This is a genomic window from Lentibacillus salicampi, from assembly GCF_004565465.1.
GTDB lineage: Bacteria > Bacillota > Bacilli > Bacillales > Amphibacillaceae > Lentibacillus > Lentibacillus salicampi.
In genome coordinates this window covers 23,923-47,536 of record NZ_SRHY01000025.1, presented here as the reverse complement: position 1 = coordinate 47,536, position 23,614 = coordinate 23,923, and the positions used below count along the sequence as shown (strand labels likewise).

The 23,614-nt window shown below is 42.6% G+C and carries 21 protein-coding genes, 2 tRNA genes and 2 other annotated features; of the genes, 6 read left to right on the top strand and 17 right to left on the bottom strand.

The annotated features are described in order from the left end of the window. Positions 1 to 210: 210 nt before the first annotated feature. Both E4U82_RS13240 and E4U82_RS20645 read right to left on the bottom strand, forming a co-directional pair. On the bottom strand, positions 211 to 459 hold the full coding sequence (locus E4U82_RS13240; RefSeq protein WP_135110646.1) for a hypothetical protein: 249 nt from the start codon (positions 457 to 459) through the stop codon (positions 211 to 213). A gap of 17 nt (positions 460 to 476) precedes the next feature. Next, positions 477 to 605, bottom strand: a complete 129-nt coding sequence (locus E4U82_RS20645; RefSeq protein WP_167751413.1) for a YvrJ family protein — start codon at positions 603 to 605, stop codon at positions 477 to 479. A 234-nt stretch (positions 606 to 839) separates the two neighbouring features. Here E4U82_RS20645 and E4U82_RS13230 point away from each other — a divergent pair, with 234 nt between their 5' ends. Both E4U82_RS13230 and E4U82_RS13225 read left to right on the top strand, forming a co-directional pair. Then, positions 840 to 1,460 carry a sigma-70 family RNA polymerase sigma factor gene (locus E4U82_RS13230; protein ID WP_167751412.1) on the top strand — a complete coding sequence of 207 codons (621 nt, stop codon included), beginning with the start codon at positions 840 to 842 and terminating at the stop codon, positions 1,458 to 1,460. Next, entirely contained in the window at positions 1,444 to 1,638 is a 195-nt protein-coding gene (locus E4U82_RS13225; protein ID WP_135110644.1) for a hypothetical protein, read from the top strand. Before E4U82_RS13230 ends, E4U82_RS13225 begins: the two co-directional genes overlap by 17 nt. Before the next feature lie 354 nt (positions 1,639 to 1,992). On the opposite strand, the gene E4U82_RS13220 is transcribed toward E4U82_RS13225, so the two are convergent. Beyond that, positions 1,993 to 2,065, bottom strand: a tRNA-Arg gene (locus tag E4U82_RS13220). Positions 2,066 to 2,250: 185 nt separating this feature from the next. On the opposite strand from E4U82_RS13220, the gene E4U82_RS13215 reads away from it, so the two are divergent. Continuing rightward, on the top strand, positions 2,251 to 2,898 hold the full coding sequence (locus E4U82_RS13215; protein WP_135110643.1) for a deoxynucleoside kinase: 648 nt from the start codon (positions 2,251 to 2,253) through the stop codon (positions 2,896 to 2,898). Between the two features lie 12 nt (positions 2,899 to 2,910). Then, positions 2,911 to 3,594: a deoxynucleoside kinase gene (locus E4U82_RS13210; protein ID WP_135110642.1), complete on the top strand. Its 684-nt coding sequence runs from the start codon at positions 2,911 to 2,913 to the stop codon at positions 3,592 to 3,594. Between the two features lie 528 nt (positions 3,595 to 4,122). Here the strand turns inward: E4U82_RS13210 and proC are convergent. Further along, positions 4,123 to 4,938, bottom strand: a complete 816-nt coding sequence (gene proC / locus E4U82_RS13205) for a pyrroline-5-carboxylate reductase (RefSeq protein WP_135110641.1) — start codon at positions 4,936 to 4,938, stop codon at positions 4,123 to 4,125. Between the two features lie 47 nt (positions 4,939 to 4,985). After that, positions 4,986 to 5,202, bottom strand: a binding site (T-box leader). Positions 5,203 to 5,370: 168 nt separating this feature from the next. Next, a tRNA-Ser gene (locus E4U82_RS13200) sits at positions 5,371 to 5,463 on the bottom strand. A gap of 263 nt (positions 5,464 to 5,726) precedes the next feature. Between E4U82_RS13200 and E4U82_RS13195 the strand changes: the two genes are divergently transcribed. Beyond that, positions 5,727 to 6,734 (top strand): Rpn family recombination-promoting nuclease/putative transposase, encoded by a 1,008-nt coding sequence (locus tag E4U82_RS13195; RefSeq protein WP_167751411.1) that lies wholly within the window; start codon positions 5,727 to 5,729, stop codon positions 6,732 to 6,734. A 132-nt stretch (positions 6,735 to 6,866) separates the two neighbouring features. Here E4U82_RS13195 and serS read toward each other — a convergent pair whose 3' ends face one another. The 5 genes from serS to guaB all read right to left on the bottom strand — a co-directional run bounded on the left by serS (position 6,867) and on the right by guaB (position 12,944). Next, positions 6,867 to 8,147: a serine--tRNA ligase gene (gene serS / locus E4U82_RS13190; RefSeq protein WP_135110639.1), complete on the bottom strand. Its 1,281-nt coding sequence runs from the start codon at positions 8,145 to 8,147 to the stop codon at positions 6,867 to 6,869. Positions 8,148 to 8,201: 54 nt separating this feature from the next. Further along, positions 8,202 to 8,417 (bottom strand) — a binding site (T-box leader). Positions 8,418 to 8,444: 27 nt separating this feature from the next. Then, a complete protein-coding gene (pdxT, locus tag E4U82_RS13185) occupies positions 8,445 to 9,038 on the bottom strand; it encodes a pyridoxal 5'-phosphate synthase glutaminase subunit PdxT (protein ID WP_135110638.1) in 594 nt (197 codons plus the stop codon). 15 nt (positions 9,039 to 9,053) lie between these two features. Then, entirely contained in the window at positions 9,054 to 9,938 is an 885-nt protein-coding gene (gene pdxS, locus E4U82_RS13180) for a pyridoxal 5'-phosphate synthase lyase subunit PdxS (protein ID WP_135110637.1), read from the bottom strand. Positions 9,939 to 9,968: 30 nt separating this feature from the next. Next, entirely contained in the window at positions 9,969 to 11,306 is a 1,338-nt protein-coding gene (locus E4U82_RS13175) for a serine hydrolase (protein ID WP_135110636.1), read from the bottom strand. A gap of 171 nt (positions 11,307 to 11,477) precedes the next feature. After that, complete coding sequence (gene guaB / locus E4U82_RS13170; RefSeq protein ID WP_135110635.1) at positions 11,478 to 12,944, bottom strand: IMP dehydrogenase; 1,467 nt, start codon at positions 12,942 to 12,944, stop codon at positions 11,478 to 11,480. Between the two features lie 195 nt (positions 12,945 to 13,139). Here guaB and E4U82_RS13165 point away from each other — a divergent pair, with 195 nt between their 5' ends. Then, a complete protein-coding gene (locus E4U82_RS13165) occupies positions 13,140 to 14,096 on the top strand; it encodes a YaaC family protein (RefSeq protein ID WP_135110634.1) in 957 nt (318 codons plus the stop codon). Between the two features lie 24 nt (positions 14,097 to 14,120). Here the strand turns inward: E4U82_RS13165 and E4U82_RS13160 are convergent, their stop codons facing one another. From E4U82_RS13160 to dnaN, 7 genes are all read right to left on the bottom strand, one after another. After that, positions 14,121 to 15,188 carry an HD-GYP domain-containing protein gene (locus tag E4U82_RS13160; RefSeq protein ID WP_135110633.1) on the bottom strand — a complete coding sequence of 356 codons (1,068 nt, stop codon included), beginning with the start codon at positions 15,186 to 15,188 and terminating at the stop codon, positions 14,121 to 14,123. Between the two features lie 438 nt (positions 15,189 to 15,626). Then, positions 15,627 to 18,119: a DNA gyrase subunit A gene (gyrA, locus tag E4U82_RS13155; RefSeq protein ID WP_135110632.1), complete on the bottom strand. Its 2,493-nt coding sequence runs from the start codon at positions 18,117 to 18,119 to the stop codon at positions 15,627 to 15,629. Between the two features lie 162 nt (positions 18,120 to 18,281). Next, positions 18,282 to 20,207, bottom strand: a complete 1,926-nt coding sequence (gyrB, locus tag E4U82_RS13150; protein ID WP_135110631.1) for a DNA topoisomerase (ATP-hydrolyzing) subunit B — start codon at positions 20,205 to 20,207, stop codon at positions 18,282 to 18,284. A 107-nt stretch (positions 20,208 to 20,314) separates the two neighbouring features. Then, a complete protein-coding gene (gene remB / locus E4U82_RS13145; protein WP_135110630.1) occupies positions 20,315 to 20,593 on the bottom strand; it encodes an extracellular matrix regulator RemB in 279 nt (92 codons plus the stop codon). A gap of 15 nt (positions 20,594 to 20,608) precedes the next feature. After that, positions 20,609 to 21,721 (bottom strand): DNA replication/repair protein RecF, encoded by a 1,113-nt coding sequence (recF, locus tag E4U82_RS13140; protein ID WP_135110629.1) that lies wholly within the window; start codon positions 21,719 to 21,721, stop codon positions 20,609 to 20,611. Positions 21,722 to 21,736: 15 nt separating this feature from the next. After that, positions 21,737 to 21,961 carry a S4 domain-containing protein YaaA gene (gene yaaA, locus E4U82_RS13135; protein WP_135110628.1) on the bottom strand — a complete coding sequence of 75 codons (225 nt, stop codon included), beginning with the start codon at positions 21,959 to 21,961 and terminating at the stop codon, positions 21,737 to 21,739. 446 nt (positions 21,962 to 22,407) lie between these two features. After that, on the bottom strand, positions 22,408 to 23,544 hold the full coding sequence (dnaN, locus tag E4U82_RS13130; RefSeq protein ID WP_135110627.1) for a DNA polymerase III subunit beta: 1,137 nt from the start codon (positions 23,542 to 23,544) through the stop codon (positions 22,408 to 22,410). Positions 23,545 to 23,614 lie beyond the last annotated feature (70 nt).

Here is a 23,614-nt window from a genome sequence, read left to right as displayed (position 1 = left end):
TAACACCTCGCTATTGTGGTTTTGTGCATATTTTCACTATAGTAGGGTTACGGGTGTTTTTTCATTTATTTGGTTTGATTACCATAATTACCCTTTAAATGTCAGCCATAGATTTTGGTGAAGAGCCAATTTTTTAATTACTGGCTTTATAAACATCGCCCCCCTGTTCTTATAAGGAGAAGCAAGGGGGCAAAATATCAACCGTTTATGTCATTTTTCTTTTTCTACTGCTGCAAAAGTCTCTTCACATGGGACAGAAATATTGCTCCTCTGACAGAGAACAAAGCCGCTATCAGCCAGCTCAGCTTGCATTTCTTTAATTTTATTGGCGAATAACAGGCATACATGCTGATAAAATTCTGTATCCTCTTGACAACAAGTTTCTAAACGTTTTGCCAGGGCTAGGTAACTCGTTAAGACACTATAATACCGTTGAATTGCTTGTTCATAACACTCCATGTTCTTTTTCCCCTTTCTTATTTTGCATTGTGTCGGACGGTCTCTTCCATTTCATCCAGTGCTATGGCTGGCCTGCTTAATTTCTTTTCAAACCGCAGCAACAAATAAACAGTTATAATAATCGGGAAACCGTACTCTTCCAGCAAGGAAATCCAAATTGATATATCATTACACGTCTGATATCCCTTCCTAATTAAATTTCGCCTTCTATTACTCTAAAGAAGCCAAAAGACGTTAATTATCAACCTTTTTCAAAAAACACTGTTTTAAACAGAAAAAAATTGGTAATATAGTTTTTTTAGAACTAATGTTCTATTTTTTAAGTATAAATGGTTGATATTTTCAGCTTCCATTTCTCTTTAATTTGTGAGGTGATACTTATGGAGGGAGAACAAGATGAGTGTATTAAGAAATTTCAAGCATTTAAACAAAGCCATCCAAAGTTCTTTCAGCAGCCAATCATCAAATCTTTTTTACAGGATGAAGTCCATTTCGAACTTGTCAAACAGGCGATCTGTTCACCAACCCAACAAAAAGTACAACGTGTTAATGAAGCATTTCAAAGCCATTACGGTGAAGTGAGAGCGCTGACATATTTATCGAATTCGATTTACTTTAATGCGATAAACTTTGATAAAAATAGGAAAAAGCATCATGAGCGTGAAGCATTGACACTCGATCAGCCATTACATGAGGATAGTAAAGAGACAACACACAAGGACATGCTTTATCATCCGAACCCGAACACAGCTGATATGACTGCCTGTGAAACCATATCGGACTATATCGAGGAACCACAATTATATCAAGCCATTCAAACCTTAACGCCTAAACAAAAGGATATTTTAACGCACAAATATGTTCATGAACTAAGAAACAATGAAATGGCCGATTTATTCGATGACTCACCTCAAAACGTATCCAAACTTCATCGCAAAGCGCTGCAAAAGCTTGAAAAACATCTAAAAAAGGGGCAAGATAACTATGACCACAGCAGCTAATGTGGAACAAATATTAAATAAATTGGAGCCTAAAATTAAAAAGTCACTTTACTACACCAATCCTCAAGACCGTCAAGACCTAGAACAGGAGTTAAAGACAAAAATTACTGAATGCTATTACAACGATGTTTTCAAACACCCTCCAGGATTTTGGGAGTTTGCCGAACAATTTGATTAATATATTTCATTTTTATGCTAAAACAGGGAATGATCAAATTATGTATTGGGGAAGGGTGTCATTTGAATGACGCCCTTGTTTAATTAAAAAGGAAATAATAATGTACAGTAAGGGTTAATGAGGTGGGAAAGGTTCCCCTCGCGCTACACATTGTGTAGTTACCGGAGATGCAGGTTGTCCTGTCATTAACTTTTACTATGAACGGCAGACCCTTTCTTTCGAGAGAGAGGCTTTTTCGTGTTATGCTTTTCGTTTTTAAAATAAGCAACATGCGTATGCCCCCGGCCCAAAACTTTCAAGTAGGCAAGTAATCCAAATCGCTGAAACCCTTGCCATAATTGCATTTAATGGTTACGCCCCCGGCAGGAATCGAACCTGCGACACATGGTTTAGGAAACCATTGCTCTATCCCCTGAGCTACGGGGGCATGTTTTGGTAAGACTTGTCCAATTCAATGAGAGATCTCCCGAAAGTGGAAAAAGACACAATAAACATTATACAAAATTTCCGGCCAAATGAAAAGGCGGAATTTCATTTTACATGGAAGTGCTGTTTTTTATATGCTACAATGAATAGCGTCAAAAGTATTATAGACTGATTGGAGGGAAAGTTATGCCAGAGGCCCCCTTCATTACAATCGAAGGACCAATCGGAATTGGAAAGACATCACTTGCAGAAAAACTTTCTGTCCATTTTGATCTCCACTTATTAAAAGAGATCGTTGAAGAAAATCCCTTTCTCGAAAAGTTTTACGATAATATTGAGGAATGGAGCTTTCAAACGGAAATGTTTTTTCTTTGCAATCGTTTTAAACAGTTGGAAGACATTGAACAGAACTATCTTAACCGGAAGAAAGCGGTCATTGCTGATTATCATATATCCAAAAACATGATTTTTGCTAAACGAACGTTAAAGCCCGATAAGTTTAGTAAATATAAACAAACTTACCATATATTAACAGACGATATGCCTGTACCCAATATGATGATTTACTTACATGCAAGTCTTGATACGATTCTCAAACGGATTCGGCTTCGCGGCAGACATGTAGAACAAAATATCAAAGCATCCTACTTGGCACAGCTGGCGCAGGATTATGAAGACTATATGAATGAATTTGAGGTGCTTCATCCCGATATTCCGGTTATCCGGATCAATGGGGATGAAATGGACTTTGTTCAACACCAGGAGGATCTCGATAAAATTATTGGTCTGGTGAGACAACACATGCGTAACCACAAAACAGTATCCAAACAATAAAGGGGAACAAACATGAATTTACGTGATAAATACCAGATTCCGCATGACAGCATTATTACCGTCGCTGGTACTGTCGGAGTCGGAAAATCAACGATGACAAAAGCGTTGGCCAACGCACTGGACTTTAAAACATCCTTTGAAAAAGTTGATAAAAATCCGTATCTTGAGAAGTTTTATGATGATTTTGAACGATGGAGCTTTCATTTGCAAATTTATTTTCTTGCTGAACGATTTAAAGAACAGAAGAAGATTTTCGAATATGGCGGCGGCTTTATTCAGGATCGTTCGATTTACGAAGATACAGGTATTTTTGCTAAAATGCATTACGAAAACGGAACAATGTCCAAAACAGATTATGAAACATACACAAATCTATTTGAAGCCATGGTCATGACACCATATTTTCCGCACCCGGATTTATTGATTTATCTGGAAGGTTCATTTGATAATATATTGGAGCGGATCCATAACCGTGGGCGGGAAATGGAAAAAAATACACCTGTCTCTTATTGGGAAGAACTTTACAACCGCTATGAAGAATGGATCAACAACTTCAACGCATGCCCGATATTGCGCATCGATATTTCCGATTATGACCTGCTTGAAGCGGAAGAAACGATTGAGCCGATTCTGGAAAAAATCAGCCATTTCATCCAACAGTCACGCAAATGGAAAACAAGAGAACTGATCAGGTAAGGTGCTCCTTAATTGGAGGACCTTTTTAATGTTCCCATTGGATAACGCCCAGCCCCTATTCATAACTATAATCGATACGAATCACCATTTGGGGGCATGCGAATGAAAAATAAATTTAAACTTTTTTGGCTGGATGATGCCCCCTTTTCCGGATTTGTTTCGATTATAGGGGGTGAGAAGGATTGTTGCAAGACCCTTCCTGGTTCCGATCTCAGTGATTTATATCACCGATTAAGCTGACCATTTCCGGTATAGTGGATGTTGGAGTATCGTTTAATACAGGAAAGAAGGGATAATCATGGCAACCATTCGAACGGGAAATGAACTTTCTATATACTCTATGGCATGATTGCAGTATTGCATGCACAAGTTTCAATAAATGAAAAAGAACTCGGCGGATAAAGCGAAACTTCATTCAGTGGAGCGGTTTTCTCCGCTGAATGATAGTTGAGCCGAATCGGACATTTAGGGACAGTTAGCCGCCGTTTTTTGGCGGATTACTGACCGTTACATGCGGGATCCCTTCCTTTACAGTTTCTTACCCAGCTCAATCGATTTTTCCCGTGCACTTTCCACACAGGACATGACTGCTTCCTGAAAGTTCAGCCGGCTTAATGTCTCCAGTCCGGCCTGGGTGGTGCCGCCGGGGCTTGTGATATTTTCCCGCAGTTTAGATGGCTTGAGACCAGATGTTTTAAGCATTTCACCGGCACCGACTATGGTTTGCGTAATCAAGTTATGAGCCGTGTCCTCGTCCAATCCCGATTCCACCGCCGCTTGTTCCATTGCTTCAACCAAATAATAGATATAGGCCGGTCCGCTTCCTGATATGGCGGTGACTGTATGCATATCCGCCTCCAGTACTTCGGTAGCTGTTCCGATTGTATCGAACAAACCCAGCGCTGCCTGCAGATGTTTTTGCTCGGCATATTTTCCCCGTGCAATGGCTGTGGCAGATTGACCCGCTGCAGATGACGTGTTCGGCATCGCTCTAATGACGGGGACCTTTTTGCCAATTAATTCGGAGATCGTATCAGTCGAAACACCTGCCACCACTGAGATAAGCAGCTGATCTGTATCAAGATAACCGCTGACTGAAGTGATTGCAGCTTCCAGATCATAGGGCTTGACGGCGACAACGACCATATCGGCTCCGCGAACTGTTTCCTGCTTATCGTCCGTTTTTTGAACAGCATACTGTTTTTCAAGAAACATCAGACGTTCCCGGTCAGACTTATTGGTAACATAAATTTGTTCTTTAGGCAAAAATCCGCTGTTAACAATGCCGGTCAAGATCGATTCGGCCATGGATCCGGCACCTATAAACGCCAACTTTTCGCTCATTTTTATCTCTCCTTTAACGATTTAAAAAACACCCCAATTCGTCCTGTAGAAAGGACGGATCGGGGTGTCTTTCCGTGGTACCACCTTCATTGACATGCCGGGCATGCCCACTCTGTTTTCTTATCGCAGCGGGACTGCGGTCAGGTTTTCATCTGACAACTCCAAGGCAGGTTTCACAAAAGCTGAACCCATGGAATCTCTCAGCCGGTGAATTCCACTCTCTTACGGCAGGCGTTTTGCTACTGACCTCTTCTTCGTTAAAATATTTTAAATAACATCGTTGCTTAACAGTATTTTATGTAATATACCTGCTAAGATGGCACTTGTCAAGTACGAAACGAGGCTTTCGTCAGATTTTATGAAATCAAATTTTACGAAAGCCTCACTTTTAATATATGTAAATGTTATCCAGCTGCTACTAAATTGTTGAAATGGAGGAGGTAGAGGGATTCGAACCCCCGCGCGGTTTGACCCGCCTGTCGGTTTTCAAGACCGATCCCTTCAGCCGAACTTGGGTATACCTCCATATTGACGACAAAAATTAGATTAACACATATCGTTAACAACGTCAACTTGTTTATTTATTCATGAAAGTGATGAAAACACTTGAAGTTTTGTTTTTATGGCTGAAATACCACTTATAATAATGCTTTATGTATGAAAAAATCCCATTATTGAACCCTCACAACCCTTTATTTTTCAATTTTGCTCTTTTGCCAACTTCAAGAAAACGCCTCATAATGGTGGAAATCACAAAAAAATACCATATAATAAAGGGAGAGGCTATATTGAAAAATCAGAACAACGAACATGATGTCGGATATAAGTATCTATTGTCCGCGAAGCACATCTTTGTTCAATTGCTGACGTCTTTTGTCCAAAAAGAATGGGTAAATGAAATAGCGGAATCACAACTGGAACTCATGGACAAATCTTATGTTTTGCAGGATTTTAATGAGAAAGAAGCAGATCTTGTATACAGAATGAAAACGGAAGACCAGGAAATCATATTCTATATATTAATGGAGCTGCAATCCAAAGTCGATTATCAAATGCCTTATCGGCTGCTTTTGTACATGAATGAAATCTGGCGGGATGTCGTTAAAAACATGGGACGAAAAAAGGTCGGCCGTAAATCCTTTCGTTTACCTGTGATCATCCCAATCGTTCTTTATAATGGCAAAAGGAAATGGACAGTGCCAACGCAATTTAAGGATATGCTGCTGCATGTGGAAAAGTTTGAAAAAGAGCAGGTGCTGAACTTTGAATATATTCTGCTTGATATTAACCGTTATGACGAACAGGAGCTATTACACCTTTCAAATTTAATGGGTTCTATCTTTTTTTTGGATCAGGGCGCGTCTGACACGGAAGCATTAATCAAACGGTTAAAACGCCTTGTCGATATCCTTGAAAAGTTAACACCTGCTGAATTTACATTATTCCAGTCATGGCTTAAAGGAATTGCCATAAAAAGACTGCCTGAGGAGCATCATAAACAAGTTGAAAAAATAATCATTCAGACAAAAAGAAAGGAGGTTGGAACAATGATGACCGGATTTGAAAGAAATCTTGAAAAAGCACTAAAAAAGGAACAACGGGAGGCCCGGGAAAAAGGGCATAAAGAAGGGCATAAAGAAGGACATAGGGAAGGACATAAGGAAGGAAAAAAGAACTCTGCACTGGAAACTGCTGAAAAAATGCTAAAAGATGGAATGCATGTGGCGCAAATCGCGAAATACACGGAACTCTCCGAAGAAGAAATAGAAGAACATCAGCGTCAAATGAAGGACTAAAATAAAACTCATTCAGCGGGCGTTCTCCCCGCTGAATGATAATGAAAACAGAACATTTACGGACAGCCAATCGGGAACTGTCCATTATTATACAGGATAAAGGAGAGAGAAGCTCATTCTCTCTTAGCCGTGTCACTGCACCGCTAAGACTTCCTTTCCGCCCATATACGGCCGTAGTATTTCCGGAATGACGACCGTGCCATCCTCCTGCTGGTAATTTTCCAGAATAGCAGCCACAGTACGCCCTACAGCAAGGCCCGATCCATTTAACGTATGAACGAATTCCGGCTTGCCGTTTGCTTCTCTGCGGAAACGGATGCCTGCCCGCCTTGCCTGAAAATCTTCAAAGTTGGAGCACGACGAAATTTCGCGGTACGTTTCCTGACTCGGAATCCACACTTCAATGTCATACTTTTTCGCCGCCGTAAATCCAAGATCACCCGTACACATACTCATGACGCGATACGGCAGGTTAAGCAGCTGCAGTACTTTTTCGGCATGGCCTGTCAATGTTTCCAGTGTGTCATACGAATCTTCCGGTTTGGCAAAATGAACAAGTTCAACCTTATTAAATTGATGCTGTCGGATGAGCCCGCGGGTATCACGGCCGGCAGATCCCGCCTCAGACCGGAAATTGGCACTGTAGGCGGCATATTTTTTCGGCAGGTCAGCATTTGCCAGAATTTCATCCCGATGGAAATTTGTGACCGGTACTTCAGCAGTCGGGATCAGGAAATAGTCCCATTCCTCCAGTTTAAATACATCTTCTGCAAATTTGGGCAGCTGACCTGTTCCCGTCAGACTCCCGCGGTTAACAATCTGCGGCGGCATCATCTCAGTATACCCATGTTCATCCGCATGCAAGTCCATCATGAAATTAATCAGTGCCCGTTCCAGCCGCGTGCCAAGGCCTTTGTAAAATACAAATCGGCTTCCGGTCACTTTTGCCGCTCTTTCAAAGTCAAGGATACCCAGATCTGTTGCAAGCTCCCAGTGCGGTTTCTGTTCAAAATCAAAGACTGGCAAATCTCCCCATTTGCGTGCCAGTACATTATCATCCTCATCATCCCCAAGTGGGACACTTTCATGGGGGATGTTTGGAATTGACAGCATGATCATTTCCAGCTTTTTTTCAATATCTTTCAGTTCCGAATCAAGTGCTTTTATCTCTCCCCCGACTTCCTGCATTTCTTTAATGGCAGGCTCTGCATCTTTTTTCTCCTTTTTCAGGGCGGAAATTTGTTTTGATGCCTCATTGCGCCTGGCTTTCAATGTTTCTGTTTCCGAGATAAGTACTCTGCGCCGTTCATCCAGTTCCCCGAACCGCTCCAGCTCTGACAAATCCTCACCACGATGTGCCAGCTTTTCCTTGACATCATCATAATTGTTCCGTAAAAACTTCATATCAAGCATAGTTAAATATCTCCTTTTTTAAAATTACATAAAACACTCCCGCCCCTGCAAAAAAACAGGGACGGGAGTGTTTTACCCGCGTTGCCACCCTCATTGAAGCATTTACCGCTTCCGGCTCAAATAAAATAACGACGTTTAGCCGGGTCTGCCTACTGTCCGTTCAGCAAACCAGTTCAAGGATGGATTCGCAAGCTGTTTTCATCGGTTTCCACCTGCCACCGACTCTCTGTAGAAAACTTACATGCTACTATTTCCTTTCACCACTGTTACGTATTATGCTATATCATATCGGACCTTTCAAAAAGATGCAAGTATCTGTTTTGATTGTTCCACCATTTGCACAAAATATTCAATAAAGCGGTTGTCATCTGTCAGTTCAGGATGAAAAGCTGCGCACAAGTAATGCCCTTGTTTGGCCGCAACTGCCCTATCTTGATAGGTTGTCAATACTTCCACATCTGATCCTGGTTCCAGTATATAAGGTGCCCGGATAAACACAGCATTAAATGCATCACCAACATAAGATACATCCAATTCCGTTTCAAAACTGGCAATTTGCCGGCCAAATGCATTCCGTGCCACCTTCATATCCATTAATCCTAAATGTGCCTGCGCCTGACCTTCAATAGCATTCGCCAATAAAATCATGCCGGCACACGTACCGAAGACCGGCTTGCCTTGTTCGCCAAACGCCTTAATCGCCTCAAAAAAATCATAGCTGTCAATTAATCGCCGCATCGTTGTACTTTCGCCGCCGGGCAGAATCAGTCCATCGATTTCCGCGAGCTGTTCTTTTCGTTTTATTTCAATGGCTGTAGCGCCCGTCTCCTCGATTGAGCGGATATGTTCACGCACAGCCCCCTGCAATGCCAGGACACCAATCGTATTCATCAAGATTCCTTCTTTCTACTCGCTGCGGTCCTGCATACGGTCTGAGGCATCCAATGTTCCCATTTCAATGCCTTTCATGGCAGTTCCAAGATCTTTGGACAATTCGCCAATTAATTTGTAATCGGTATAATGTGTGGTTGCTTCAACAATTGCCTTTGCAAACTTTTCCGGATAGTTTGATTTAAAAATACCGGATCCAACAAATACACCATCCGCTCCAAGCTGCATCATCAATGCTGCATCTGCTGGTGTCGCCACACCACCTGCTGCAAAATTGACAACCGGCAAACGTCCTTCTTCTTTAACTTCCAGCAACAATTCATATGGTGCACCAATCTCTTTGGCATAGGTCATCACTTCATCTGTCGACATAGAAGTCAACTTTCTGATTTCCGATTGAACCTGGCGCATGTGCCGGACTGCCTCTACAATATTGCCTGTACCTGGCTCGCCTTTTGTCCGTAGCATGGATGCCCCTTCGCCAATTCGGCGTGCTGCTTCACCAAGGTTACGGCAGCCGCATACAAATGGCACGGTATAATCTGACTTTTTCAAATGGAATTCTTCGTCAGCCGGCGTCAGCACTTCACTTTCATCAATATAGTCAACACCCATTGCTTCCAGCACACGAGCCTCTACAATGTGTCCAATACGCCCTTTGGCCATGACCGGAATGGATACAGCGTTCATAACTTCTTCAGTTATTTCCGGACTTGCCATCCGGGCTACACCACCGGCCGCACGGATATCAGATGGCACACGCTCCAATGCCATGACGGCTACGGCACCTGCCTGCTCTGCTATTTTTGCCTGTTCAGCATTGACAACATCCATGATGACGCCGCCTTTTTGCATTTCTGCCATACCACGTTTCACACGCTCTGTTCCTGTATTTGCCATGTTGTTCCCTCCCATAAGAATGTTTCTTATTTAAAACCAGCCTTTCACCGTATCAGCAACGGTGCTAAAGATATTTCCAAAGAAACTGCCAATGGCTCCAAGAGTCAGCATAAACCAATTGTCTTTTTCAACACCACTCTGGGCAACTAGATCGATTGTCTGTTTGCCACTCGTCGGGAAAATATAGCCGTAGTCATTTTCACCGTTAAAAACAACTTTAGCTATACCAATTTTCTCGCCTTCCTCAATTGGTGCGGCTAATTCTCCATCTTCATTCAGTTTGTCTTCATCCAATTGATATTCGAGGCTGTAATTTTTAGCCTGCTCACCTTTAACCGGTATACTGAGTCCTTCTTTAGTGGCAACCTTGACATTATCCTCTTTTCCTTTTGAAACGGGGAGCGTTGATTCCCCTTCAAGCTGATAGCCTGCCGGAAAGATTTCCTGCGTTTCAAACTGTTCATACCCGTAATCCAACAGTTTGGCTGTTTCCTCAAAACGCGCGGCATCGCTGTCTGTTTTCATGACAACAGATATATAACGTTTGCCATTTTGTTCCGCAGTTCCTGTAAAGCAGTACCCCGCCGAATCGGTGAAACCTGTTTTCAGACCGTCGACCCCTTCATAATAAAATTGTTCGAAATTGACAGAGTCGTGCGGTAGCATCCAGTTCAAGTTCTCTATCGTATACCCCTCAAATTCAGTTGTTGTTTGGCTGGAAATTTCCAATGCTTGAGGGAAATCATTAACCAGATGATAGGCAAGCAGTGCTGCTGACTTTGCTGATAATAGGTTATTGCCATTCGGATCAGTACCTTCAGGCGCATTTTCACCAAGTGAGGCATTAGCCAAACCTGTTGAATTAACAAATTTAGAATCAGACAGCCCCATTTTCTCTGCCTTCGCATTCATCATTTTGACAAACTCACCTTCAGAACCTGCTACAAGTTCTGCAAGTGCAATGGTCGTACCGTTGTCAGAAAAAACAGCCATTGCATTATATAATTCCTCTACCGTATATTCCTTATCCTGAGTCAAACCGATACCTGAGAATGTCGAGTTTGCCGATATGCTGTAGGCGTAGTCACTAATATGTGTTGTCGTGTCCCAGCTGATTTGGCCTTCCTTGATTGCTTCCTGAACAAGATATTCAGTCATCATCTTGGTCATACTGGCTGGAGGTAGTTCCATATCAGGATTGTTGGCATAAATAATTTTCCCTGTCTCAGCATCAACCAATATGGCTGATTCTGCTTCAATATCTATTGAGTCTGCTGCCTTTACTTTAAACGGATGTATAGTCATTGTTGTTAGCAGTACCAGGGCGGCAAGCAATATTGACAAACGCTTCTTCATGTTGGGTTTCACTTTCTCTACCTCCACCATTATATGAAATGATACATTCATGTAATTTTTGTTTTGTGTCTTAAATATTTTACCATAAAAAATAGAGAAAAAATAGACAGGGGAAAGCCCTATCTATTAATTATTAAATAGGTCATATTTACTATCGGAGACTGACCGGCAGACAGATTTCATTCACGAATAATTCGGTGCTTCTTTTGTAATTTGCACGTCATGTGGATGACTTTCTCTTAATCCGGCATTTGAAATTCGGATAAATCGGGCGTCGTCGCGCAGTGCATCAATTGACCCTGTCCCGCAATAGCCCATGCCGGCGCGCAAACCGCCGATCAGCTGATGAACGGTATCAGCAAGCGGACCTTTATAAGCAGTTCTTCCTTCGATACCTTCAGGGACCAATTTTTTTGCATCTTCGGCATCCTGAAAATAACGATCCTTGGAACCCGCCTGCATGGCACCAACCGAGCCCATACCGCGATAGACTTTATATTGTCTGCCCTGGAAGATTTCCGTTTCGCCGGGGCTTTCCATGACACCGGCAAACATACTCCCGAGCATGACAGCATGAGCACCGGCTGCGAGTGCCTTCACAATATCGCCGGAGTATTTAATGCCGCCATCAGCAATGACCGGCACGCTATACTCAGAGGCTTTCACCGCGCAGTCATACACCGCTGTTATTTGTGGCACACCGATTCCAGCCACAACTCTGGTCGTACAAATGGATCCAGGGCCAATGCCGACTTTGACAATATTAGCTCCTGCCTTAATCAAATCTTCTGTCGCTTCTGCTGTTGCGACATTTCCCGCGATGATATCAAGCTCGGGATACGCCTCACGCACCTCACGAATTTTATCCAGAACGCCTGCTGAATGGCCATGTGCTGTATCAATGACAATCACATCAACGCCTGCTTCAGCCAGTTTTTCGATACGCGTCATCGCATCACCGGTTACACCAACCGCAGCGCCGGTAAGCAGTCTACCTTGTGCATCTTTCGCCGCATTTGGAAATTCAATCGCTTTTTCAATGTCTTTAATGGTTATTAAACCTTTAAGAATCTCATTTTCATTGACTAGTGGCAGTTTTTCAATCCGATGTTTCTGAAGCAGGTGTTCAGCCCCTTCAAGGGTCGTACCCACAGGTGCTGTCACCAAATTGTGACTTGTCATCACATCTTTAATCGGGGTTGAATAATCCTGAACGAAACGTAAATCACGGTTTGTCAAAATCCCGACCAATTTTTGCTCATCAATATGGTTCACAATCGGGACGCCGGAAATCCGGAATTTGCCCATTAAATGCTCAGCATCATAAACCTGATGTTCCGGTGTAAGGAAAAAGGGGTTTGTAATGACACCACTTTCCGAGCGTTTGACGCGATCTACCTGCTCAGCCTGATCCTCAATGGACATATTTTTATGAATAATGCCCAATCCACCTTGCCGGGCCATAGCTATAGACATTTCCGCTTCGGTTACGGTGTCCATTCCAGCACTTATAAATGGCGTATTAAGTTTGGTCTTTCCGGATAATGGGGTGCTGACGTCAACATCCTTTGGCAGCACTTCTGACTCAGCAGGCATCAGTAAGACATCATCAAATGTCAGCCCTTCTTTCGCAAACTTATCTTCACGCATGTTTAGCCTCCTGTCCATTGGTATCATGATTATTATGCTTTCAGTTGGTGAACCTAAACGTGTAACCACATGAAACAACGATTCTATTGTTTTATAGAATACGCCAAGCGGCAAGCTTTTTCAATACCATTAGCGATATGTAATAAAAGAAGTTTGATTCGGAAAATTGTTATAGTTAGAAGGGGGCAAGGCTTCATGGTGAATCATGATTTAACCAATTTTTATACATATCTCCAGTCGCAGCAAACAGCACGCGATTATTTATACGAGTGTTACCGGTCATTGGAAGGGGTTGACGCTCAAATCAAAAGCTTCGAAAACTGCAATAAGTTAATTTACTATCTCGACCATGGAATCCGTTTTTATGAGAATGGGAAACAAATGGAAATACTCATGCAGCCGCTTATTTTTTTCTACGGGATGGTCCATTTACTAAAGGCAGCACTTCTGACGGTAAGACCGGACTATCCGGAGTCAACGGCGATATTGGCACATGGCGTCTCGAGTCGAAAGCGTAAGAAAAAGGGATATACGTTTTGGGATGATGAAGTGAAAATCCAGCATAATGGGCTGTTTCCTTATTTCTCTGAACACTTATTTTCGATCCACAAGCCACCATTTGAAAAAATAAAGATGTCACAGCTGCTTCCGCTCATTCCTGAAATGGCACCGATGCTTCATTTTCATCATATGGAAAACATGGTTAAGATAGCGGAAATGGGGGCGATGCGCTTGCAATTCCCAGTCTTGTTACTGGATAACTTTCACTTAACAGCCAACGCGTTTATTAAGCGTATTAAGCCCTATTTGCCATCAATCAGCCGTACAGAAACCAAAGCCGGCTTTATGATAATTGATTTAACAGCGCCTTTCGAGCCGGCAAATGACAGTCCTTTTTTCACTGATACAGAGAACAGGGCAAATTACTTTCCAGTGCAACGGGAAAACTTTTTACCAATTTCCGAAATCATGGTCCACTATTTACTGCTTTATAATTTGAGCATGCTGTGTCGCTACGAATCCGAATGGTGGGGAGATCTGCTGGCTGTCAAACCTGATAAAGATTACCCGTTTATTAAACATTTCCTGACAATAACTGCCGAAAAAGTTCCCCGGGCAATTGGAAAGTTCCTGTTCGAAATGAACGAGTGAAATAAAGCTGTGATAAAGTTTTTTTCAATGATGCAAAATGGCTTCAATGTGAACATCACGGTGGTTCCTAAGCGGCAGGATATCATGTGAATCATCAAGTTTTACGATCGGATGGGCGGGGTGCTGCTCGTCCATAAATACAATTTCACCGGTCCGGTTTATTGAAAGCCGTACTTTAGTATTCACTGAAACAATTGCAAAACTTGTTATGAATGCTTTTAAGACATGTTGATCGAACGTGGTAAACTGCTCATCTTTCAGCTTTCCGATCACATCGAAAGCTGACTGTTTTCGCTCAAACATCAGACTGTAATACATATCGCAAACGGCAATAATCCGGGAATACGTATGAATTTTTTCGCTCGTCAGTCCAAACGGATAACCAGACCCATCCAGCCGTTCGTGATGCTGAAGAACTGCTAGTTTCGCCGCTTGGCTGATGGCAGGCGCTTTTTCAATCATCCTGTAGGAACGGATAGGATGTTTTTTTATCATTTCCCATTGTAAAAAGCTTAAAGAGCCGTTTTTCGTAACCAACGTGTCATCCCATTTTGCCATGCTGCAATCACTCAAGGAGCCGGCCAGCCCGATTTGCAGCCATTCACCTTTTTCATAGCCTAGTCTTTGAGCCAGGAATGCTGCCAAGGCCCCAACAGACACACTGCGATCACACGTATTCTTTTCAGCAGCATATTGGTTCAAGGTATAAACAGGTAACCCGACAGTTTCCACGTTTTCAAAAAAAGGAATCAGGATCTGCCTGACTTCAGGTATATCAATCACTGCGCCGTTCTGCCACTTCTCAAACAGCTGTTTGTAGTCCGCCACCGTATTTTGATAGTGAGCTGCAAACGTCCCCCCTGAAGTTTGTCCAGGTACGTCCTGTTTGCGGTCGGTTAATTCAGGCCGAAATGGCTCACCACCGGCAAGTTTCGGTGAGACATCAACCATTTCCACTAAAAATTTATGCAATATGGTGATGTGTTCATCTGTTAGTACGGTTTGTTCCGGAACGATTGGATTATTCGTCTTTCCAATCACATCCTTTAGCAGCACACATCCGGGAATAAGCTGAGATGACTCTACCCGCATGAAACCTTTCCCCCTTTAAATCAAACCCTTCAATCAGAAAAGCGCAGGGCAACGTGTTCACCCCTTAAAAGCTTAAGCAAGCATTTGTAGTGGCGTGTGTCGCCACGTAAAATGACTTCTTAAGACCTCAAGGTGGTAGGCGCTGGACCTGGACATGGCTATTGCTGAGAAAGAGCTTCATATAGCCAAAAATTTTATAGGTTCTTATCTTTTAAAAAAAGGTGACCTGCAGATTAAAACGAATCAACTATAATCCGTACTGGTCACCCTTTTTTAATATCAGCTGTTTATCCCGCATATAACTGGCAGTAAGACCCCACATTAAGACTATGTAGTAAAACCAAAGAGGATAAGTGATCATACTGCCCGTAAGTGCCCGATTCTGTTCAACTAACAATCATTGGGGCATACAAAATCCCCAATAATTGAAGTTTCATTTTATGTTTCCTGATCTTCTGCTGCATCTGTTTCGGATTCATCCATTTCTTCAGGATCTGCTTCTTCGTCTTTTTCCACCTTTGCAACCGTTGCGACTTCTTCATCTTCATTCAGACGGATGAGTTTGACACCTTGGGCATTTCTGCCTGTTTGGGAAATACCTTCAACCGGAATACGAATTAGCACACCCGCAACAGTTATAAGCATGATATCTTCTTCTCCTGTAACAGCTTTTACTGCTACTACATGATTGTCACTGGCCAGTTTACAGGTGAAGATACCTTTCCCGCCGCGGTTTGTCACGCGATATTGATCTTCCGGTGTACGTTTTCCAATCCCTTTACTGGTCACATGCAGCACTTGTAAGCCTTCATCCAAAATCTCCATGGAAACCACTTCATCATCATGCCGCAGTGAAATACCGCGAACGCCTGCTGCATTCCGTCCCATCGAACGAACCTGATCTTCTGGAAAACGAATCAGATAACCGTTTTGTGTGCCCATCATTATATCTTTCGTACCGTCTGTCAGCCTGACCGAGATTAACTCATCTTCTTCCCGCAGACCAACTGCAATCAAACCGCCTTTACGTATATTGGCGAATTGCGATAGCTTTGTGCGTTTGGATAGCCCATGTCTTGTTGTGAAAAACAGATAGTAGTCTTCACTATACTCAGAAACTGAAATGACTGCATTAATCCATTCGCCTTTTTCAATCTGCAGCAAATTAATAATCGGTATTCCTTTTGCAGTCCGATTGAATTCGGGAACTTCATATCCTTTCGCACGGTATACCTTCCCTTTATTCGTAAAGAAAAGAATCGTGTCGTGGGTTGAGGTGGAGACTAAATGTTCAACAAAGTCATCATCATTTGTCCCCATTCCCTGGATTCCACGGCCGCCGCGTTTTTGTGTTCGGTACGTGGAAGCCGGAAGACGTTTCACGTAGCCCTGGTGGGTAAGCGTAATGACAACACTTTCGACAGGAATTAAATCTTCGTCCTCAATAAAGTCTGCCCCGCCGGCAACGATTTCGGTTCGGCGCGAATCATTGTATTTTTCTTTGATCGCCGTCAGTTCTTCCCGGATAATTTCCAGCACTTTTTCTTCATCTGCCAAAATGGCCTTCAATTCATCAATTAGTTGAAGAAGTTCATTATATTCATTGGCAATTTTTTCCCGTTCCAGTCCTGTCAGTCGCTGCAAGCGCATATCCAGGATGGCCTGTGCCTGCTTCTCACTAAGATCATAGTTTTCCATCAGTCCGTCACGAGCAATGTCGGTCGTTTTCGAGTTGCGAATAAGTGAAATGACTTCATCCAAGTGATCCAGTGCCACACGCAGACCTTCCAAAATATGAGCTCGGGCTTCTGCCTTTCGCAATTCAAAGGCTGTCCGGCGTCTAATAATTTCCTTCTGATGTTCCAAATAATACTCAAGACACTGCTTGATGGTCAGCACTTTTGGCCGTCCATCAACTAATGCCAGCATATTGATGCCGAATGTTGTCTGTAAGGCCGTGTATTTGTATAAGTTATTTAACACAATGTTCGCATTGGCATCACGACGGAGCTCAATGACAACACGCATCCCATTGCGGTCCGATTCATCGCGCAGATCCGTAATCCCATCAATCCGTTTATCACGCACAAGTTCAGCAATTTTTTCAATTAACTTCGCTTTATTGACCTGATAAGGCAGTTCAGTCGCGACAATGGTTGATTTGCCATTGGACTGTTCATCAATATGGACCTTTGCCCGAATTGTTACGGATCCTTTCCCGGTTTCAAATGCTTTGCGGATGCCGCTTCGGCCAAGTATCTCACCTGCTGTCGGAAAATCAGGGCCGTAAATATATTGTTCCATTAATTCATGAATCGTAATCTCAGGATCCTTACTGACAGCTAATACGGCATCAATCGTTTCACCGAGATTATGGGGCGGGATGTTGGTTGCCATCCCGACTGCAATTCCTGCACCGCCATTGACAAGCAGATTCGGAAAACGGGCCGGGAAAACAACCGGTTCACGTTCTGTTCCGTCATAGTTATCATCATAATCAACGGTGTCTTTATTAATGTCACGCAATAATTCCATGGAAATTTTGGACATGCGTGCTTCCGTGTAACGCATGGCCGCAGCTGAGTCTCCGTCAACTGAACCAAAATTGCCGTGGCCGTCGACAAGCATGTAGCGATAGCTGAAATCCTGCGCCATACGGACCATCGACTCATAAACAGCCGAATCCCCATGAGGGTGATACTTCCCAATAACTTCACCGACAATACGGGCAGACTTTTTATACGCCTTATCTGCATGCATTCCAAGATCATTCATGGCATACAAAATTCTGCGATGGACAGGTTTCATGCCATCACGTACATCGGGCAGTGCCCGTGATACGATAACACTCATCGCATAATCAAGAAAAGATGTGCGCATTTCCTGACTGAGATTAATTTCCTGAACACTTGGACGTTGTTCATCCGCCATTTAAAAATACCTCCAACTCTTCCTTCAGGTTCCCAAATTCCCGGGTGCCGGGCTAAACGGTTCATAATCGTTTGGTCAAACAACGAAAAGCTGATTGTCAAAACCAGCCTGACCATGAAGTTGACATCTTAGCTGCCAATCTGTTTTATATAAAATATGTGCCTAAACATCCAGGTTTTGGACATACTGGGCATTTTCCTCGATGAAATTCCTTCGTGGTTCCACTTTATCACCCATCAGCATATCAAAAATATAATCAGCATCCATGGCATCGGAAAGTTCAACTTGAGAAAATGTACGTGTCTCCGGATCCATGGTTGTTTCCCAAAGTTGTTCTGCATTCATTTCACCAAGCCCTTTATAGCGTTGCAGACCTGGCTTTGGCGATTGGGGAAGTTCCTCCAGAATGCGCTCCATTTCCTTATCATCATAGGCATAATGAGCCGTCTTTCCCTGCTGTACCTTATATAATGGCGGCTGAGCAATATAAACGTATCCATGTTCAATTAACGGGCGCATATAACGATAGAAAAATGTTAATAATAATGTGCGGATATGCGCGCCATCCACGTCGGCATCAGTCATAATGACAACTTTATTGTAACGGGCTTTGGTTATATCAAATTCTTCGCCAATCCCGGTTCCCAATGCCGTAATCATGGCTCGGACTTCCTTATTGGATAAAATTCGATCAAGACGGGCCTTTTCAACATTTAGTATTTTTCCGCGTAATGGCAGAATAGCCTGGAAGTGCCGATCTCGTCCCTGTTTGGCTGAACCGCCGGCAGAGTCGCCCTCAACAATATATAACTCACTGATACTTGCATCCCGTGATGAGCAATCGGCCAATTTGCCTGGCAGGTTGGATACCTCAAGGACACTTTTTCGTCTGGTCAATTCGCGTGCCTTTTTGGCTGCAAGACGCGCGCGTGAAGCCATTAGTCCTTTTTCCACAATAATACGGGCCACATCAGGATTCTCGATCATAAATTTGGAAAAGGTCTCGCTGAATGTCGAATCCGTCACACGTTTCACTTCACTGTTCCCAAGCTTTGTTTTCGTCTGTCCCTCAAACTGCGGATTCGGATGCTTAATCGAAATAATCGCAGTCAAACCTTCCCGGACATCATCGCCGCTTAAGTTTGGATCATTTTCTTTGAACAGACTATTCTTACGGGCGTACTCATTGATCGCCCGTGTCAGCCCGGATTTAAAGCCTGATTCATGTGTCCCGCCTTCATATGTATGAATATTATTGGCAAAGGAATAAATGTTGCTGGCAAAGCCATCATTATATTGAATGGCAACTTCAACCATGATTTGCTCTTCTTCGCTTTCAGAATAAAACGGTTCATGCAGTACTTCCCGGTTACGGTTAATAAATTCAACATACGAACTGATGCCGCCCTCGTAATGATAGTCGACCGGTTCCGCGTCAACCCGTTTGTCTTCGATGGAAATGGTGATGCCTTTATTCAAAAAGGCTAATTCACGCACACGCTGCTCAAGTGTATCCAAGTCAAATTCCGTTGTTTCCGTAAAAATCTCCGGATCGGGTTTGAATTGTGTTTTCGTCCCGGTGATAGCTGTTTCACCGACTGTTTCAATTTTTCCTTGTGGCACACCTTTTTCAAAACCAAGGTAGTAAATTTTTCCGTCCCGATGAACATAAACATCCAGTTTGCTTGATAAAGCATTTACAACAGATGCCCCGACACCATGCAAACCGCCAGACACTTTATAACTGTCATTACCGAATTTACCGCCGGCGTGGAGGAGCGTCATAATGACTTCAAGTGCCGGTTTGCCGGTCTTTTTCTGAATGTCAACCGGAATACCACGTCCGTTATCAATGACGGTGATGCTATTATCTTTTTCAATGATGATCTGGATTTTATCGCAGTAACCTGCAAGAGCTTCGTCAATACTATTATCGACGATTTCCCATACAAGATGATGCAGCCCTTTTTCACTCGTCGTGCCGATATACATTCCCGGCCTTTTTCGTACTGCTTCCAATCCTTCCAGCACTTGAATCTGATCAGCGCCATAAGCTTGGTTCTTTGAAACATTCTCTTCTGCTGACATCTTTTCACCTACGTTTCCTGGAAAAACTCATGTCTCGACAATTAAATACCGAGTACCAAGGTTTTCTTATACTTTAATGCATCACGATATAAAGCTCTGTTCATTATTTATTCAATCTCATCCGAATAGTCATCCAGTTTGCTGATTGTCGAAATCATACTGGCACGTTTCTTCAGAGTTGAAACGGATAATGAACTGTAATAAATGTTTTCTCTCGTAACAACAACTGACTTGATTTCGTCAGTTGGACCAAACGTTTTATGCTGTTGCGTGGCTTTTTCCACCATCTTTTCCATAATGCCTGAAGATGTCACCACGCTGTGATCGATAATGGATATGACATCTTTTGACTGGATGACATTATCATCGCCAATATGAATAAACATCGAACACCTCCACAATCATGTATCGACTGTACCATTCTCTACCCGGAACAATTGCGCTTCCCGCAGTGTTTCATGATGGATGCCATTAATATTCGTCGTCGATACAAACGTTTGAACTTTCCCTTTAATGGTATCCAACAAATGGGATTGCCGCTGGTCATCCAATTCACTTAATACATCGTCAAGGAGTAAAACCGGATATTCTCCCACTTCACTCTGAATCAGGTCAATTTCTGCCAGTTTCACTGATAATGCCACTGTCCGCTGCTGTCCCTGAGACCCATAAGTTTGGACATTTTTACGATTGACATAGAAGGTCATATCGTCCCGATGTGGTCCGATTAATGTCGTACCGCGTTCAATCTCTTTCTTCTGCAGTTCGTGAAATTTAGTGGTATACATACTTTCTATCTTTTCCTTATTTGCTGATTCTGATACTTCTATCGTTGGGGCATACCTGATTTCAAGCCTTTCTGTTCCATGACTGATTGAATGATGAACAGGAGTGGTCCATTGCCGTAACAAATCAAGGAAAACAAACCGTCGTTCCAATAATAGGGATGCATGTTGAATCAACTGATCCGTCAATACAGCAAGCATTGTTTTGTCCTGTATTTGCCGGCGTTGCAGTTGTTTCAACAAGTGATTACGCTGTTTCAAAACTTTTTGATATTGGCCAAGGTGATAAATATATGTTGGTTGAATTTGCCCAAGTTCCATATCAATAAACCGTCTTCTTGTCTGTGGCGGCCCTTTAACAAGTGACAGGTGTTCCGGAGCAAACATGACGACGTTTAACGCACCGATGTAGTTGCTTAGTTTCCGTTGCTCAACCCGGTTTAACTTTGCTTTTTTCCCTTTCGCTGACAACATAACTTCAAGGGGGATTGTCTGATTCCGCTTGGTGATCCTGCCCTCTATTTTAGCATATTCCCGCTCCCATTGGACAAGTTCCTTTTCTCTTGGGGTGCGGTGTGATTTTGAAAAGGCAAGGACATAAATTGCCTCCATGAGGTTGGTTTTGCCCTGCGCATTTTCACCAATAATCACATTCAGCCTGTCATTGAAGGAAATATCCAGCATTTCATAATTCCGATAGTTTTTTAATTGTAATTGTTCAATGTTCATGCTTTTTCCCCGTGACTAATCTTTCGTGACAATGTAAGATCCGATACCTTCCAAGTCTATCACATCACCCGGGTAAAGTTTTCTTCCTCTACGGTGTTCGGGTTCTGCGTTAACGAGCACTCCCTGATCCTGCAGGAAAGCCTTCACCATACCACCGGAATCAAATATATTCAGTAACTTGATGAATTGTCCAAGCGGGATATAATTCGTCTCAATGTCTATTTTTTCAGGTTCATGCATGCAGATCACCAAACTTTTCACTTATTAATTGACGTTTATTGTAGTTCCTATCTATTTTACTAAAGATTTGGTGTTATGGGAAGGAAAGATGCTTTAATGATTGTTAGAAAACTCACATTCACGCGTCCTTTAGTGAATGAGCAGCCTTTTAATAAGAATATTCATAACTTGTATCGTCTGAATTATAAAAAATAAGCGGAAAAGGCCGAGTTTCGGAAAGTGAATCAGAAAAGCGCAGGGCACCTTGTTCACCCCACGAAAAGCTTAAGCAAGTATTTCTAGTGGCGGGTTTTGCCACATAAAATGGTTGCTTAAGCTCTCGAGGGGGGTAGGCGCTGGAGCTAGATATAACTATTGTTGATAAAGAGCTTCATATAGTCAAAAGTTCTATACTTTCTTATCTTTGGAAAAAGGAAATCAGCGGAGGGCCGATTTCCTTCTATCTTTTAATACGTCCTAACAGGCAAAATCAATTGTAAAATAGCATCATCATCAGCCGGCTGAATAACAAACGGCCGCATGGCCCCGGTAAATTTAATGATGACCTCGTCATTCTCAATAACCTTCAAGGCATCCAGCATATACTTTGAACTGAATGAGATCTTTAAGTTTTCTCCTTCGAGTGACTGGACAGAAATTTCTTCTGCCACCTGACCGACTTCAGGTGAATTGCTGGTAATTTGCAGCAGTTGATTATCTTTTGTTGTTAATTTGACGACATTATTCCGTTCTTCCTTGGCAAGCAGTGATGCCCTATCAATGGTGTTGATCAATTCTTTTGTCCTAACGTGAAGCACTGTTTGACTTTGATCTGGAATCAACCGGGACGTTTCCGGGTAGTTCCCATCCAGTAGTCTTGATAAGAAGTGTAAATATTTCGTTCTGAACAGGATTTGGTTGTTCATGACACTGATTTCAACTTTTTCACCTGTATCATCAAGAATTTTATTTAATTCATTCAAACTTTTTCCTGGCACAACAATATTGGATGAGTCTGATGTCACACCTTCGAGTGGGACACGTCGTGATGCAAGCCGGTGACTGTCTGTTGCCGTAAAGTGCAACGTTTCATTTTCAATTGTTATATTGACACCGGTCAGGATGGGCCTTGTTTCCATTGCTGAGACAGCAAAACCCGTCTGTTTGATTAAATCCTTCAGTAAGTCTGATTGGATGTCGAAACTGTTTTCTGCTTGCAGGTTGGGGAGATGCGGATATTCATTGGCATCCTGTCCGTTTAGATTAAATTGAGCTTTTCCTGACTTGATCGTTATATTGAAATTTTCATCAGATTCAATTTCAACTGTATTGTCCGGCAATTTCCGGACAATATCGGGAAAATAGCGTGCCTGCAGAACAACGCTTCCCTCTTCAATTTGTTCGACATTTATCATACCGTCTTCTTCTGCAGGAATAAAAGATTCAATTGTAATATCCGAATCGCTGCCGGTTAATATAATTCCATTTGCATTTGCTTCGATTTTCATACCAGTCAGAATTGGGATAGCGGTTCTGGATGAGATAGCTTTCATGACATCTTGAACACTTGAAATTAATTGCTGACGCTGTACGATAAATTTCATGAAATTTATTCTCCTTTTGGATGCATATAATAATTATTTATTTATAAAAATACACTAGTAACAGTAATAA